Annotated in this window: 15 protein-coding genes and 1 tRNA gene; 5 read left to right on the forward strand and 11 right to left on the reverse strand. The window is 40.5% G+C overall.

The genetic code is table 11. The annotated features are described in order from the left end of the window. Positions 1 to 5 precede the first annotated feature (5 nt). Positions 6 to 398: a hypothetical protein gene (locus tag ABDW02_RS08820; protein ID WP_343634176.1), complete on the forward strand. Its 393-nt coding sequence runs from the start codon at positions 6 to 8 to the stop codon at positions 396 to 398. Positions 399 to 444: 46 nt separating this feature from the next. Here the strand turns inward: ABDW02_RS08820 and ABDW02_RS08825 are convergent, their stop codons facing one another. The 10 genes from ABDW02_RS08825 to ABDW02_RS08870 all read right to left on the reverse strand — a co-directional run bounded on the left by ABDW02_RS08825 (position 445) and on the right by ABDW02_RS08870 (position 10,280). Next, the gene (locus tag ABDW02_RS08825) at positions 445 to 834 is read right to left on the reverse strand and encodes a hypothetical protein (RefSeq protein ID WP_343634177.1); all 390 of its coding nucleotides are present in this window, start codon (positions 832 to 834) and stop codon (positions 445 to 447) included. A gap of 294 nt (positions 835 to 1,128) precedes the next feature. Beyond that, positions 1,129 to 1,749: a response regulator transcription factor gene (locus tag ABDW02_RS08830; protein ID WP_343634178.1), complete on the reverse strand. Its 621-nt coding sequence runs from the start codon at positions 1,747 to 1,749 to the stop codon at positions 1,129 to 1,131. After that, positions 1,746 to 3,740 (reverse strand): tetratricopeptide repeat protein, encoded by a 1,995-nt coding sequence (locus ABDW02_RS08835; protein ID WP_343634179.1) that lies wholly within the window; start codon positions 3,738 to 3,740, stop codon positions 1,746 to 1,748. The genes ABDW02_RS08830 and ABDW02_RS08835 overlap by 4 nt, the downstream gene beginning before the upstream one ends. A gap of 428 nt (positions 3,741 to 4,168) precedes the next feature. Next, a complete protein-coding gene (locus ABDW02_RS08840) occupies positions 4,169 to 4,591 on the reverse strand; it encodes a hypothetical protein (RefSeq protein WP_343634180.1) in 423 nt (140 codons plus the stop codon). A gap of 215 nt (positions 4,592 to 4,806) precedes the next feature. Beyond that, positions 4,807 to 5,553, reverse strand: coding sequence for a response regulator transcription factor (locus ABDW02_RS08845; RefSeq protein WP_343634181.1), 747 nt, complete (start codon positions 5,551 to 5,553; stop codon positions 4,807 to 4,809). Further along, positions 5,540 to 7,165 (reverse strand): tetratricopeptide repeat-containing sensor histidine kinase, encoded by a 1,626-nt coding sequence (locus tag ABDW02_RS08850; protein ID WP_343634182.1) that lies wholly within the window; start codon positions 7,163 to 7,165, stop codon positions 5,540 to 5,542. Before ABDW02_RS08850 ends, ABDW02_RS08845 begins: the two co-directional genes overlap by 14 nt. A 158-nt stretch (positions 7,166 to 7,323) precedes the next feature. Next, entirely contained in the window at positions 7,324 to 7,746 is a 423-nt protein-coding gene (locus tag ABDW02_RS08855; protein WP_343634183.1) for a hypothetical protein, read from the reverse strand. A gap of 487 nt (positions 7,747 to 8,233) precedes the next feature. Beyond that, complete coding sequence (locus ABDW02_RS08860) at positions 8,234 to 8,950, reverse strand: MauE/DoxX family redox-associated membrane protein (protein WP_343634184.1); 717 nt, start codon at positions 8,948 to 8,950, stop codon at positions 8,234 to 8,236. Between the two features lie 138 nt (positions 8,951 to 9,088). Further along, positions 9,089 to 9,649 (reverse strand): AraC family transcriptional regulator, encoded by a 561-nt coding sequence (locus tag ABDW02_RS08865; RefSeq protein ID WP_343634185.1) that lies wholly within the window; start codon positions 9,647 to 9,649, stop codon positions 9,089 to 9,091. Positions 9,650 to 9,659: 10 nt separating this feature from the next. Continuing rightward, positions 9,660 to 10,280 (reverse strand): class I SAM-dependent methyltransferase, encoded by a 621-nt coding sequence (locus ABDW02_RS08870; protein WP_343634186.1) that lies wholly within the window; start codon positions 10,278 to 10,280, stop codon positions 9,660 to 9,662. A gap of 288 nt (positions 10,281 to 10,568) precedes the next feature. Here ABDW02_RS08870 and ABDW02_RS08875 point away from each other — a divergent pair. From ABDW02_RS08875 to ABDW02_RS08890, 4 genes are all read left to right on the forward strand, one after another. Beyond that, positions 10,569 to 10,641 (forward strand) — tRNA-Lys (locus tag ABDW02_RS08875). Between the two features lie 309 nt (positions 10,642 to 10,950). Then, positions 10,951 to 11,442, forward strand: coding sequence for a hypothetical protein (locus ABDW02_RS08880; RefSeq protein WP_343634187.1), 492 nt, complete (start codon positions 10,951 to 10,953; stop codon positions 11,440 to 11,442). Between the two features lie 672 nt (positions 11,443 to 12,114). Beyond that, the gene (locus ABDW02_RS08885) at positions 12,115 to 12,567 is read left to right on the forward strand and encodes a response regulator (protein WP_343634188.1); all 453 of its coding nucleotides are present in this window, start codon (positions 12,115 to 12,117) and stop codon (positions 12,565 to 12,567) included. Positions 12,568 to 12,670: 103 nt separating this feature from the next. After that, positions 12,671 to 13,177, forward strand: a complete 507-nt coding sequence (locus ABDW02_RS08890; RefSeq protein WP_343634189.1) for a hypothetical protein — start codon at positions 12,671 to 12,673, stop codon at positions 13,175 to 13,177. A gap of 36 nt (positions 13,178 to 13,213) precedes the next feature. Here the strand turns inward: ABDW02_RS08890 and ABDW02_RS08895 are convergent, their stop codons facing one another. After that, complete coding sequence (locus ABDW02_RS08895) at positions 13,214 to 13,690, reverse strand: acyl-CoA thioesterase (RefSeq protein ID WP_343634190.1); 477 nt, start codon at positions 13,688 to 13,690, stop codon at positions 13,214 to 13,216. Positions 13,691 to 13,805: the final 115 nt, after the last annotated feature.

A 13,805-nucleotide genomic window follows, 5' to 3' on the forward strand; every position in this document is an offset into this window, starting at 1 on the left:
GCTCTATGATCAGGCTCTCCCACTCTATTAACTCCATCAACTTCACGTTTGACCAGGACGGCCTGGATGCTTTTATCCGATTATTCGGGCGGTTATTCGCGGAGAAAAATGCCGAAATCGACCGTATTCCTTTTCTTCAAAAAGACGGAACCGAATCACTCATAAAACTATCGTTTGCTATTGCAGGTGAAAACACACTCAGGCTGTCAAAAAACCAGCTGCATATAACTATGGAGCAGGAAGATTCGGATGATACACTTGAGCGTTTCCGGCAATTACGATCCAACCCGGAAATGCTGTACCCGGAATGGATACAGGTAAAAAAGCTTTCGAATCACCGGACTGTGTACCTCTACATGTTTTTCAGAACCGATTTAAATAACAAAAAACCGGTCTGAAAAATCAAACCGGCTTTTTTATATATCCTCTTTCGAGGCTGGTAAATTACCTCATAATGTATACAGTCTCCCGTCGGTTACCGCATAGGAAATAATATGTTCCCGCCGGCCAGGATTCTGTTTCGATCAATTGTGTTCCGCTGATGGTTCCGGTATACATTTCTACACCCTGGGAATTGACCAACTGGAACGGAACTGCTTTGGAAAGTCCGAATACTTCCAAAGTCAGGTAGTTGGAATTGAACGTATTGTGGATGTTCAGTGTCATTGGAGCGGCCTTATCGGCTGTTTCCAATGAACCATCGGAAAAAGACTGATTTTCCAGATCTGATTCCTGTACAAACAAACACATGGGAACAGGCTCATATTTTTGAGCAAAAGCAAAAAGGTTGCTGATTACAACTGCTACTAAACTGATTGATAGAAAACGTGCCATACTCCTTTAATTTTTAATGTACCGTTCCAGCCTGGTGATTGCTTACAGACAACAACTATACCAAGCAAAAAAAGTTACATTCCGGAAAAAGGCAAGAAGTACTAAATCGATTTAAAAACCGTTTAAAAGAGCGCACAAAACATCGGAAAACCGCAATTTTACTAGGATTTTCATTTTAACATTTTCAAACAAGATCATTTTAGAAACTGAGAGAACCGTGCCAGCCCCACTTGGATTTTGCTTCAAAATGAAAACCGGTTTTTTCAATTTGAAAATAGCACACAGGCTAACTCCCTATTCCAGGCCATTTTTCAAAGCCCATTTTAACAGGATGTTCTTTTCCTTGGGTAATCCGAGTTTCTCAATGATATTGGAGCGATGGCCTTCGATGGTCTTTTCGGAAAGAAAAAGCATTTCTGCAATTTGTTTACTGGTTTTTTGCTGCGCTATCAATTCAATGATCTTTCTTTCGGAGAAAGTCAGTTTATCCAGTTCACTGGTGCCGGTTTCACGCACACTGACCAAATCATTCAACAGGGAATCACTCACATACTGGTTTCCTTTTGCCACTTCTGCCAGGCAATTCTTCAATTCCACTTGCGCATGTTCCTTAAGGATATAGCCGTAAACTCCGTATTCTTTTGATTTGTTGTAAATGGTCATTTCGTTGTGCATGGTCAGTAGAATGACTTTTGTCTTTAGTTTCAGTTCCTGCACTTTTTTGGCCACATCCAACCCGTCCAGTGCCGGCATATTGATGTCTAAAATGGCAATATCCGGTGTGCGGAGCTGGATCATATTTAAAGCTGAAACGCCGTTAGCACAAGTTGCAACTACCTGGTATCCGTAAGATTCCACGAAACTCTGTGTTCCCTGCAGTGTAAAAGGGTGATCGTCTGCAATTACGATTGTCATGTTGTTTTCTTTAAGTCAATAGTGATGATGGTACCGTTTTTATCGGAATGTATTTTTGCATGGCCTCCGATGGCCTTGCTCCGTTCGATGATATTGTGAAGCCCGAAAGCATCTTTCTTGGAGAGTGTTTCCTGTACATTGAATCCTTTCCCGTTGTCTTTGATCTGGATCATGAGGTCTTCCGTGCTTTCCCGGATTATAATCTTGGCAGCTACAGCTTCCGCATATTTGATAATATTGGAAAGTGCTTCCTGGATAATGCGGTAAACCTGTAATTCATCGGAAACGGACAACGAGTTGCAGTACACGATATCTGAAGTTACCATCAACTGATTCACCGACTGGGCGCGGTCGAGTAATTGATTGATGCTGGCCGAAAGCCCTACTTTCTCAAACATTACCGGGTGGAGGTTCCTGCTAATGCTCCGGATATCCTTGATGATGGAATCGATCTTTTCCCCGGACTGCCGGGGATTGGATCCGATGGAATGTTTCAGGTTCAGCAGTTCATGGCTCACGCTGTCGTGCAGATCACTGGCAATACGCCTGCGTTCCTCTTCGGTTTTATCGAGTAATTGCTTGGTATATTGTTGCGCACGCTTGTTCTCTGTTTTGATTTTCTTCTGTCTCTGACGGGAAAATACAATGACCAACACCAAAAGAAGCCCCATAAGGAGGGAAAACAACAGTGCAATGGTTGTTTTTCCATTGGAGATGGTTTCTTTCTGAAATGCAATCTGCTCTTCCTTTCGTTTGGTTTCATGCAATTTATTCAACTCCATGGTTTTGTTGATCACTTTTTGATTACTGATACTATTTTCGGCCTGTTTCAGTTTTTCGGAATAGAAAAAGGCTTTCTCGTAATTTTTAGCCAGCAGGGCATTGTCTCTCAACACCTCGGCAAAAGCTGCCTGGTTTTGATAATCTTCTTCTTCTATTACCGTTTCCAGGGCTTTTTCGATCAGGGCAATATCTTTGATCCCTTTCCCGGATTTGATTTCATATTCGGCCAAGGCAACCGTGTACTCCACATCTGAAACGGGGGAATTCAATTCCACTACCAATGGTTTAAGCTCCTCCAGGATTGCTCCGGCCTGCGCTACCCTGTTCTCATGCAGCAGCATTTCCACGTAAAACGCCGACAGCGAAAGATCCAGGGATTCATCTTCCAGTTTACTTTTTTTGAAAAAATGGTAGGCCGAATCGATCAACTGATACTGCATCGGATTATCCGTTTCCTGGTACAAAATGATCTTATTGTGCAGGGATGTAAGCATGTTTACGGTATCTTTCACCTGTTTGAAAGAATTCATCGCCTTCTTAAAGTAAGCATCCGAAGCCTTATAGTCTTTGATATACAAATGCACCAGCGCCAGGTTGTCGTAAATGGCGCCTTTTCCGTTTTCGTTGTCTGTCTTTTTGAACCATTCCAGTGCTTTCAGATCGTATTGAATAGCCTTTTCATGATCTCCTATTGCAAAATAGCAATACGCCAGATCTCCGTAACCATGTGCCACTTCCACACAGGTATTGAAATCAAAAGGGGTGTATTTGATCAGTCTCCTGAAATAAGGCATTGCGTTTCGGTACTGGTTCTGATTGAGTTCATAATTCCCCAAATACGAGTCAACGAACAGGGAATTATCCCACGACACTTTCTTTCTATAGTGTTTTTCAAAGGACAGAATGGTATCCCGGGTACTTTCCCGGAAGAGGGAGAAATACATTTCCAGTTCGGCCAGTTCCGAAAGTGCGAGTGCCGCCTTATCGTACTCGTGTTTTTTTAATTGCTTTTCGTAATAAGCATTGAAGACATCGTAAAAATTATCGTTGTGATAATTGGTCCTTTTTGAAAGCCAGAGACAAGTGTCATCCAACCCTGTGCGGGATTCCTGGCGATAAATAACTTCACTACCCCGTCCACCGCAGGCGCTTAGAAAAAGCAGTAACAGTGAAACAGTTCCAAAAAGTTTTATCCATTGTTTATTCATCCAAAACGAATTTCCCGCTTTAAAAATACCAGTTTGAAACGGATCCGATGCTTTTTCAGGCAAAATAGAGGGTTTCCCCTTAGTGGATAACTACTTAAAATAGCTGACATTTGCTGAAGAAGTTCTAGAAAAATGACCGTAACCGGTCTTTACTATAATACACCCGATTATTACTACTTATAGCGTAAGGTAAAAAATCCTCCGTCAGCTGAATGAACGGAGGATTTTTGTTTTTACATCTTCATTATAACATGAATTACCTGACGATGCAACTTTTACGCAAGTGGAAGTGGATAGTGTTTATTTATTCATTGAATAGTTGGTTTAAAAAAAGCAGAGGTCGCTACTACCTCTGCTCTCCTGTGAAAGCTAACATTAGGCGCTGTTGTAGTGTTCGTTTCAGTGAATAGCGGTGGTATTACTCTTTTTCACATCGCTGTTCTCTCGGTATTAATTTCCTGTTGTAGTATGGAAATTGCTCCTTTCAACTGATGGATATAACTTCTGCTGGGGAACTGGTCGATAATCAATTCCGGGAAGTCTGAAGGAATATCCATCCCGTTTGCATAATGCAGGTACAATACATAATAGTTCTTCAGGTATTCATTCTGAATCGCCAAATAGGTATTGACAGTATTCATTTTATTAGCTATTGCAGTCATCAAAAGCTGTTTGTAAGTCCTGTCAGGAAACTGATTCAAATGCTTCTGAGGAAAATCGAACGGCAATAATTCTCCGCGGGAAAAATGCCAGTACAACTCAAAGTAAGACTCCAGGTCCCGGATCTCTTCCAGAACTGTTTTAGCATCGGGAAGCGGCGAAAGTGTTACATCTGTCAATAAAAATTCCATTTCTCTTCATTTTAGTCTGCAATCCTGTTAGCATTGCATCGTTGACTGAAACAAGTATAGGGCTCTTTCCGGTGCAAATCCGGGGGAATGTCATGAAAACCGGAATCGATGTCACGAAAAACCAAAAACGAAGCATGGGATTTTTTTCAATGATCCATGATGAATGGTTGAATTATCAAGGCTACAATGGCCCATTGATAATTCATCATGGATAATTACTTGATGATCTTGAATTGGTTCAGCACCTCTTTGTAATGGTCGCTGATAGGCACGTATAATTTATTGCTCATCACAAGCAAGCCGTCGGAAGGCTGGATCTCTTCGATCTCATGTGCATTTACGATGTGATTGCGGTGTACGCGGTAGAATTTCGACGGATCAAGCAGGTTGATCACTTTGGTAAGCGAAATCTGGATGACGAACTTTTCAGTGCCGACAAAAATGGAACAGTAGCGCTCTTCCACCTCGATATTGATGATATCCGAAATGGCCACTTTCTTCAAGGCATCTTTTTTCTTGATGAACAGGAAGTCGGAACTGATAACGGTATCTTCTTCGTCTCCCTGGAAAATATCGGGTTGATCGTAGAATTTCTCTATCGCCATTTCGAGCGCATACAACACTTCCAGCGGGTTGAAAGGTTTTAACAGGAAACTGTAAGGTTTGGTGAGTCTTGCCCGTTCGAAAATGCTTCGGTCGGTGGAACTGGTCAAAAACACAAAAGGCCTTGCAGATTCCGGAACATTGTTGAGTGTTTCTGCGAAGGTAATTCCTTCGGGAATACCGTTCAGGAAAATATCGATCACCACGATGTCTACTTTATTGGTATAGAACAACTGCAATGCTTCTTTGTGCGAGCGTGCAACGCCCACCACTTCGAATTGACTCTCTGTCAATGTGTTGATCAGTTTATCACTTTCTGCTACCGTGTCTTCAACAATCAGGACCTTAATTTTTTCCATCAGCACATGTCTTTAAGGTAACGATCATACTCGTTCCCTCATTTTGTCTGCTCCAAATATCGAACTTCCCGTTGTTTTTTGCTAGCATTGCGCGACATAAATTCATTCCCAATCCCGAACCGATTGTTTTTTCGTGGTCTTTTTTGGTCAATTGAGGCGAATCGCTGAGTAATTTCAGGCGCGTTTCCTCCGACATTCCTTTCCCGGTATCTTTCCAGATGAATGTAACCTCATCAGCGTGAGTTTGAGTGTGGAGTGTGGAGGGAGCATGAAGACTTACCGTAATCGCCGATCCGGAATCCGAGAACTTGATACTGTTGTCCATGAAATTCCGCAGAACGATCTTCAGGGATTCTGCATCCACGAATACTTTTACGGATTTCGGGACCGTATTTTCAAAGGTGATTCCTTTCTGGTTCAGGACTCCTTTGAAATTGAAAGCCACATGGTCGATCAGCATGCTTAAACGGTGTTCTTCCGGTTTAAAATAACCGCCTTCCGTTTGCAAAAGCGCCCAATTCAACAGGTTATCCAGCATATTGTAAGTATTGGTGGCAATCACACTGTTTTCTTCCAGCTGGTTCTCCAAACCGGCGTAATCCTGTTTTTGTACTTTGTCTTTCAGACCGGAATTACTCACACTGAGTGCATGGACCGAAGATCTCAAATCGTGACTAACGATAGAGAACAATTGGTCTTTTGTAGCATTCAGGAGATCGAGTTCCTGCTTTTGACGCAAAATTACCCGCGAGCGCAACACACTTTGGCGGTAGAAGTAAGTTCCGAAAATGATTACAGCCAACAGGAATAAAGCAGCGAACAAATACGTATTCAAACGCGCTTGCTTCAGTTTGTTTTCCGTTTCCAGCAACTTAACCCGCTGATGTTCGTGTTCCAAAGCCAATCTTTTTTCGATCTGGGCAACTTCGTATATTTTGTTTTGGTCATTCAGGGAATCTTTCCAATTCTCATATTCTTTGCGATAAGCCAATGCCTTATCGTAACGCTTCCGGTTCTCCTCTGCTACAGCCATATTGTGCGAAGCATTTAGTTTCAATTCAAATGAACCGTATTTTTGAGAAAAATTATAAGCCTTCTCAAAATATATAATTGCTTTATCGTCGAGGTACTGTTCGTAATAAAGATTTCCTAAATCAATATACGAATAGATTAGCGAAACATAATCTTTTCTTTCTTCGATTAATCTGGCTGCTGTAAGCAAATACTTTTCTGATTCCGGATAATTTCCCAAATGCAGGTAACAAACACCCATATTGTGAAACAGCCCATCTATACGAATGGTTTGAATGTCTTTTGCATTCGAAGTATCAATACTTTTAAATAAATTCAAAGCCTGATTGTATTTTTCCTGTGATAAAAAAATACTTGCCTTATTGAACTGAACCATGGTATGGAATTCAAAGTCTTTTCGAATCAGGTCAAATTCACTCATAGCATACCTGAAAATCCGCTTCTTATGAAATGCTTCTCCTCTGTAATAATGTACAAAGTCAAGCAATTTTGGGTCTTTTACTTGCTGTAAAAGTTTCTGTGTATTCACTAAAACGGAATCCCAGTTTTCCAACTTTGCAAAACCAATTGTTTTAGACAAAACCTTTGAATCAACTTTCGCAGCCAATTCGGTTGTTCTTTGGTCAATGAACTGATTGCTCCTATCTCTTTCAGCAAAGACCTTATCAGTAATCAAAAAAAGTGTCCCCAGTAGGGACACTTTCAGTAGATATTTCAATTCATTTAAAGAGAACATTTTTATTGTTCTGTTGTTCTTACAGCACTATTCATCCCTCTTGAAGACTTTGGTCCATAAAGATTCACCAGCATCGTATTGATCGTCAAAACACTTCCCAACGAGATCGCCCCTCCGGATGAATCTACCGGGCTGGCTTTGAAAGCGCAGTTCACCGGTTTTGCTGTAGCGGTAGAATCCGAATTGTAAACTGCATAAAAATACAATTTGCTTGGGTCGGCAACAGCAGGATAGTATTGCTGGATCGTCACCTGGCTCGGATTGATGGTTCCAGGGAGCATGAATGTCATTGTTACGCTCATTTGTCCTGAAGCTACATTGAAAGCCGCATCAACTCCAGCGGTTTCAGGTAGATTTGGTGCACCACATGGTACAATAGGCAGCGCAACAGGCTGAACAGTGTAAGTTTGGATGGTTGTGTCCATAAAACGCATTTTTTAGTTAGACAAAAGTTTGTTTTCCAAATATGCCTTTTTTTGAGCAAAGAAGAAAGTTGTTTTCGTAAATAGCCGGAATCAGTTATTTTTCTTCAGTACACGATGAAAGGTTTAATCTATTGGTTTTTAAAAATAGCAGTTTTTTTCGTTTGAAAAAAGCATTGAAAAGCAATTCATCTAAATTTTACTAAACAAAACGGTTGAAATTATAGTACCTGAAATCATTGACCGATAAATCGGGGCCATTCACTCAATTTTCTGCTCGATTGGGCACCTTTTTAATGACAACTCCCCGGACGGTATGTAATTTTGCTCTCAAGAAGGAACTTATAGCGTACGCTTCGGCGGAATTTCCTCTGGATTACAACTTATTTTAGCAAACTCTTGCTCGGTTGAGAAAAAAGCCACGATCCCCCATCGGATGGTGGCTTTTTCTATTTTAGAACATTCAAAAAAGTTTAAAGGTTTAAAGAGTTCAAGCAAGGAACAGCATTGCTGCACTCATAGCAATCATTAATGCATCTTCAATAATGGTTACGGTGCTCATCGGCAGATTGAATACAGTTCCCAGGCAGGCACAACGGATTTTCTTTTTGTTCAGCACTGTTTTCAGCACTCCGATGATGCTGATGCTCATCACGATCAGGGTAATCCAGTTCGTAAGCTGTGGGTTCCAATTGACCAGGTAGGAAATTCCAAGTCCCAATTCAATAAATGCATAAACCACGCCCCAAAACGGGATTCTTTTTGCAATGACATCATACATGGCATAACTCTCGGAAAATCCTTTCAGGTTCAATAGTTTAAAGAAGGAAAAGACCAGGAAGAAGCCTGCCATGAAGTGGCGCATCCATTCCATCGGGTTGAACCGGTCATTTTGAAATTGTATCAAGACTGTAACACAGCCAATGAACGCGAAAATCAGTAAGATGGGTTTGTAGGTTTCCAGCCAGGAACGTGTTTCTTCCGCTTCCTGCACGTCTGTCACCGGTGCCATTGAAATGGAATACCTCGGATCGAGTGCTGCCTGTAAATCAGCAGTTGAAACGTGTTTGTTCATAGTTATACGGGCACTTCCTGCTTCTTTGGAAACTTCCACGTTTGTGATTTCCGGGACTTTTTCCAGGGCCGATTGGACTTTTGCTACGCAGCCGGAGCATGTTATTCCTGTTATGTGATATGTATGGGTCATTTGAATGATATTAAAGAGTAAAAAAATCAACGTTTAAATGGTTCAAATGCGCAGAACTTTTAAACCGTTTTCTATCAAACAAAAGTAGATCACTAACGAAAAAGCGTACTGTAGAATTTTGGAATTGGCTTGTAAGATTTACAGTTCTTCGATATTCCGGCGCTTATTTTCTTTCAGGGCCTTGTAGAAGGAAGGTGAAAGGCCGGTTATTTTTTTGAATTGATTGGATAAATAGGCCGCACTGCTGTACCCGAGCCGGTCAGCGATCTCTGCCAACGAAAGTTCGTCGTACATGAGCAGTTCTTTTACTTTTTCGATGCGTTGTGCAATGATGTATTTTTCGATGGTTGTCCCTTCTACTTCGGAAAAAAGGTTGCTCAGGTAGGTATAGTCGTAATTTACCTTTTGTGCGATGAACTCTGAAAAATTGGTTTTCGGGAAATCGGCGCTGTGATGAATGAGTGTTACAACGGCATTTTTGATTTGTTCGATCAGCCTGCTCTTTTTATCGTCAATGATTTCAAAGCCCACTTCTTCCAGGCTTTTTTTCACAATTTCCAGCTGTGCTTTACCAGGCTCTTCCAAAAGTTCCACTTCTCCCAATTCTACTGAAACGGGTATCAACCCGGCTTTAAGGAATAAATCGTTTACCACCATTTTACAGCGGCTGCATACCATATTGCGGACGTAGAATTTCACGAGCTTAAAATTAGCGCTTTCTGAAACTACAGAATATAAAATTCTGCCGGGTATCGAAAGGAGTTTGATGATCTACAGTGAGGCAACCGGTTTTCTCAAAGGAATTTCCTGTCACCAGATCCAAAGAAGTCTCCGAGTATTGCCTGATTTCTATTCCGCTGCATTTTAACGGGCCGTTTTCTGAGAACGTCCCCAAAACCAGGGTTCCCTCTTTCCGGATATAGCGTTCCAGTTGCGAAATATACTTTTGGATGTCTTTCTGATCCGTTACAAAATGAAATACCGCCCTATCGTGCCAAAGGTCGTAGGTATCTTCGAGTTCCATATCCAACACATCGGCCTCGATCCATTTCACGGAATCTGCCTTTTCGCCCAATCTTTTACGGGCACGTTCCAATGCTTTTCCGGAAATATCAACAACGGTAATGTTCGTATAGCCCAGTTCCAGTAAATGATCTAGCAAAAAACTATCACCTCCGCCCACATCTATGATTTTCGCATCTTCTGACAAGTTCGCTTTTTCAATAAACTGCAGGGATGTTTCCGGTTTTGGTTGATACCAGCTTACTTCGTGCAACTCCTTGGTGGCGTATACATTTTCCCAATGCTCTTTTTTATTGAAATGTGACATATTTCCTGTTTTTAGCGGTTTCAAATTTAAAGAGTTTCAGATTTCACATTACCTCTGTGTGAGAATTTATAAAGGAAACCGATCGGATGAATATGCAAATAAAAGTGACAACGTTTAAAAACACGATTTAAACCCTGAAAATTTCATCCAACTTCCCCCTTAAATTCAGGACGTTAGAAAATATGACTCATTTTTTTTCGTTTTTTTTGCTCAAAACCCTTGCACAAACACAAAAGATATCTATCTTTGCACCCGCAATCACGAATGAGTGAGGCGAATAAAAAATAAGATTCCGTAGCTCAGCTGGTAGAGCAATACACTTTTAATGTATGGGTCCTGGGTTCGAATCCCAGCGGGATCACAAAAGAAAAAAGCATCGCAATAGTGATGCTTTTTTCTTTTACCTCATTTTCATTCTGTTTCTCATTCTGACCAAATTTTCTCCAGATGCTTTTTTCTTTCAGAGCGAGAGCGGAGAGTGAGAATGAAGAGTGAATCCTTGTTCGAAGTTTCAATCCGATTCTTTCAGATGATAAGCTCCAATATTTAGTAAACCATTGATTTTATTGTGTTTTCTGAACATTCAAAGTGGTTCGAATCCAATTTGGGCTTCAGGCAATTTTTTTTATCGTTGTGATTATATCTATAATTGAAAAAATAAGTTAGAAGAATGGATGTTAAAAAGACACAGGAATATTATTGGATAGAATTGGATTCTGAAACATGTAATATTGGAACGATCGTTCAAAAGGCTCCAGAGTTATTACTTAATAAAAATCTCATCATCGTTTCATTTGATGGAGGTTCTTTTGTCCCTACCAATGAAGAATTATCCAGAGGATGGGTATTTGAAAATGAAATGGCTTATTTTGATAATATAAACATAGAAGAATTAAATGAGGCAATATTTGATGTTTATGATCAATGGTTGGTCACGACTAGTAATATTCGAATAAACAAAATGGATTCATATGTGAACTATAGTGGATTTTCATTACTATCAGAAAATATCCAAGATTCCTTGTTTGAAAATTTGACTAGCAAGTTTTGGAATGAGATTCATGAGATAAATCCAGATCAGTTTATATTGAATGGAGATAAATTCATTTATGGATCACTTCAAAAAAATGACGTAGAAAAATTAATAAGCTTCAGTAATTGATCTACTTTTTTCAAAGTGTTCGACTCTGGTTGCGGTAGGTTCACAAAAAGATTTCAAACGAGATCTAAAATCACTGAAAAGCTTCCAAATTGGGCGCTTTTTTCGTTTACCCCCATCGAGAAAGCAGATTTCTGCAAATTTCCAATTCAAACAAGTTCAAGAATAATGGTGCCCCTTTTGGTGCCCCATTTCTTTCGCTACATTGGGTCACCAGTTTTTTTTAACCGTTTGCATGACAGGTGAATGCTACTCTTGAAAGAACCGTAGAAATGGATTCTTCACGCCACTTTGTTGGTGCCCCACATAACCTTCAGATGATAAAAACACCGGAGCACCCATTAAGGAAGCAGAGAGTGAAAATGAAGTAATCTGTGTTCAAAGTTCTATATCGGTCAATTCTTCAAAGAAATCTTCTCATTTTCAAAATGAAAATCCACTTTTTCATTTTGAAAAACATTCCGTTTTTGTGGCACGCTCTCACCTGCTCTAAAATTCAGTATCTGCAAAGGCTTTAACATTTGTTTACGCATTACGGTACGAATTTCGGAATAGCCCGGATGTTGAACTGCTAAAACATTCAACCGTGAGGAAATCATATTTACTATAGATCACTCAGCGCGGAAAAACAGATGAACGGCAACAACACCAATTTTCAAACAAAAAACAATCGTCATGGAAAAGCAACCATTCTTCGGATTACGTATTCAGGTACTGGACGACAATCCATTCTACACGACTCTTTACAAACTACAGCTCGAACGCGAATTGCTCACGGCTTATGCCATGCATCAGAATCATTTTAAAATTAGTACATATACGGATTCCAAGGCTTTTCTATCAGATCTTCCGGGTATCCATTCCATCATATTCCTGGACTACAACCTGGGAGCAAATCTCACCGGCCTTGACATCATGGACAAGATCAAAAAGAAAACTTCTTTAGCGAAAGTCTACATTGTCACCGATGAGAACAATTCATTTATCCTGCGCTCCTGCCTTGATGCAGGAGCTGACGGGATCATCTTTAAGAATAATGAACTGATGGAGCTTTCACTCATGGTCATTCAGCAAACTTTAAGCAGCAACGAATTTCCTTACCAATTAAATATTCCCCGGAACAATTAATCGGGAATGGGATCAGTTGAGTAAACAGGTACGACCGTTCAGATTTTTACAGAAAATCCGGTTTTCAAAAGACTTAGATTCGGTTTAACTCTAATCTCAGTTTATGAAAACGGTTATACCTTTCGGCTTAATGCTTTGGGCACTTTTGCTCGCTTCCATTTCTTTCGGTGAAACAGATTCACTTTTGATCCAAAACAATATCCCGGCGTGGGTAAAACCTGTTTTGGAGAAATCGGAAATGGCTCAAAAACATCAGATCCTTACGGATTTCAATCCCTTTTATTTCGAAGCAGACTTTACCGGAGACGGCCAGGTTGACATTGCCTTCTTTGTGGAGAACAAAATCGACAAAACAAAAGGAGTCATGATCATCAACAATGTGAAGAATCTGGTTTACGTCATTGGCTGTGGAACGGCTACTGATATGGGAACTTCCCTTTCCTGGACCAAACGCTGGTTCATCTACCGGAACAAATACATCATGAATGACGGGAACAAGAAGAAGATTTCCCTGAAACTTCCGGCTATCCAGCTGATCAGAACAGATACCAACAGTTTGGTTATTTACTGGACCGGGAAGAAATACAAGACTTTTTTACAACAGTCATAAATCGTCAGGGGCGCTTAATCGCGCCCCTGATAGTATTTAAAATAAATCTTTCAAATGCGGGCCCATTTCGACCTCGATATCTTTGCGCAATTCCATTAAACGTTTGGCATATTGCTGTAATTGCATTTCACGTTCGGTATTCGGGATCCATTGATTGGTCGGTTTGGGATTTCCCTGTTCATCCACCGAAACAAAGACAATTACACAATGAGTTGTCTTTTCAAATTTGGTTTCACTCATCTTGCGCGAGAAAACATCCACCGCAATGTGAATACTTGATTTTCCGGTAAAAATGACCCGCGCCTGAATCTTCACCAGGCTACCGATATGAATGGGCTTAAAAAAGCGGATACCACCCACGTAGACTGTTACACAGTAACCTTCCGACCACGTAGAGGCACAGGCGTAAGCTGCCTGGTCAATCCATTTCATTACGGCACCTCCGTGCACTTTTCCTCCAAAATTCACATCCGTAGGTTCACTGACGAATTGAAAGGTAATCTTGTCTTGCATGAAAGCGAAATTAGCGAATAGTTTGTTTTAATTGAATTATCAATTAATTTTGTGTCATTTTTAACAAAAATACAACCTTTTGATTTTTTTTTCGTTAAAATTACACTGAAAACTA

The sequence above is a fragment of the Fluviicola sp. genome (assembly GCF_039596395.1).
Lineage (GTDB): Bacteria > Bacteroidota > Bacteroidia > Flavobacteriales_D > Crocinitomicaceae > Fluviicola.

Excerpts from the sequence above, each read along its gene's own strand:
- ABDW02_RS08890 (WP_343634189.1), top strand. The coding sequence starts at position 12,671 with ATGAAAACGGTTATACCTTTCGGCTTAATGCTTTGGGCACTTTTGCTC.
- ABDW02_RS08840 (WP_343634180.1), bottom strand. The coding sequence starts at position 4,591 with ATGGAATTTTTATTGACAGATGTAACACTTTCGCCGCTTCCCGATGCT.
- ABDW02_RS08870 (WP_343634186.1), bottom strand. The coding sequence starts at position 10,280 with ATGTCACATTTCAATAAAAAAGAGCATTGGGAAAATGTATACGCCACC.
- ABDW02_RS08885 (WP_343634188.1), top strand. The coding sequence starts at position 12,115 with ATGGAAAAGCAACCATTCTTCGGATTACGTATTCAGGTACTGGACGAC.
- ABDW02_RS08880 (WP_343634187.1), top strand. The coding sequence starts at position 10,951 with ATGGATGTTAAAAAGACACAGGAATATTATTGGATAGAATTGGATTCT.
- ABDW02_RS08845 (WP_343634181.1), bottom strand. The coding sequence starts at position 5,553 with ATGGAAAAAATTAAGGTCCTGATTGTTGAAGACACGGTAGCAGAAAGT.
- ABDW02_RS08860 (WP_343634184.1), bottom strand. The coding sequence starts at position 8,950 with ATGACCCATACATATCACATAACAGGAATAACATGCTCCGGCTGCGTA.
- ABDW02_RS08825 (WP_343634177.1), bottom strand. The coding sequence starts at position 834 with ATGGCACGTTTTCTATCAATCAGTTTAGTAGCAGTTGTAATCAGCAAC.
- ABDW02_RS08895 (WP_343634190.1), bottom strand. The coding sequence starts at position 13,690 with ATGCAAGACAAGATTACCTTTCAATTCGTCAGTGAACCTACGGATGTG.
- ABDW02_RS08835 (WP_343634179.1), bottom strand. The coding sequence starts at position 3,740 with ATGAATAAACAATGGATAAAACTTTTTGGAACTGTTTCACTGTTACTG.
- ABDW02_RS08855 (WP_343634183.1), bottom strand. The coding sequence starts at position 7,746 with ATGGACACAACCATCCAAACTTACACTGTTCAGCCTGTTGCGCTGCCT.
- ABDW02_RS08830 (WP_343634178.1), bottom strand. The coding sequence starts at position 1,749 with ATGACAATCGTAATTGCAGACGATCACCCTTTTACACTGCAGGGAACA.
- ABDW02_RS08820 (WP_343634176.1), top strand. The coding sequence starts at position 6 with ATGATCAGGCTCTCCCACTCTATTAACTCCATCAACTTCACGTTTGAC.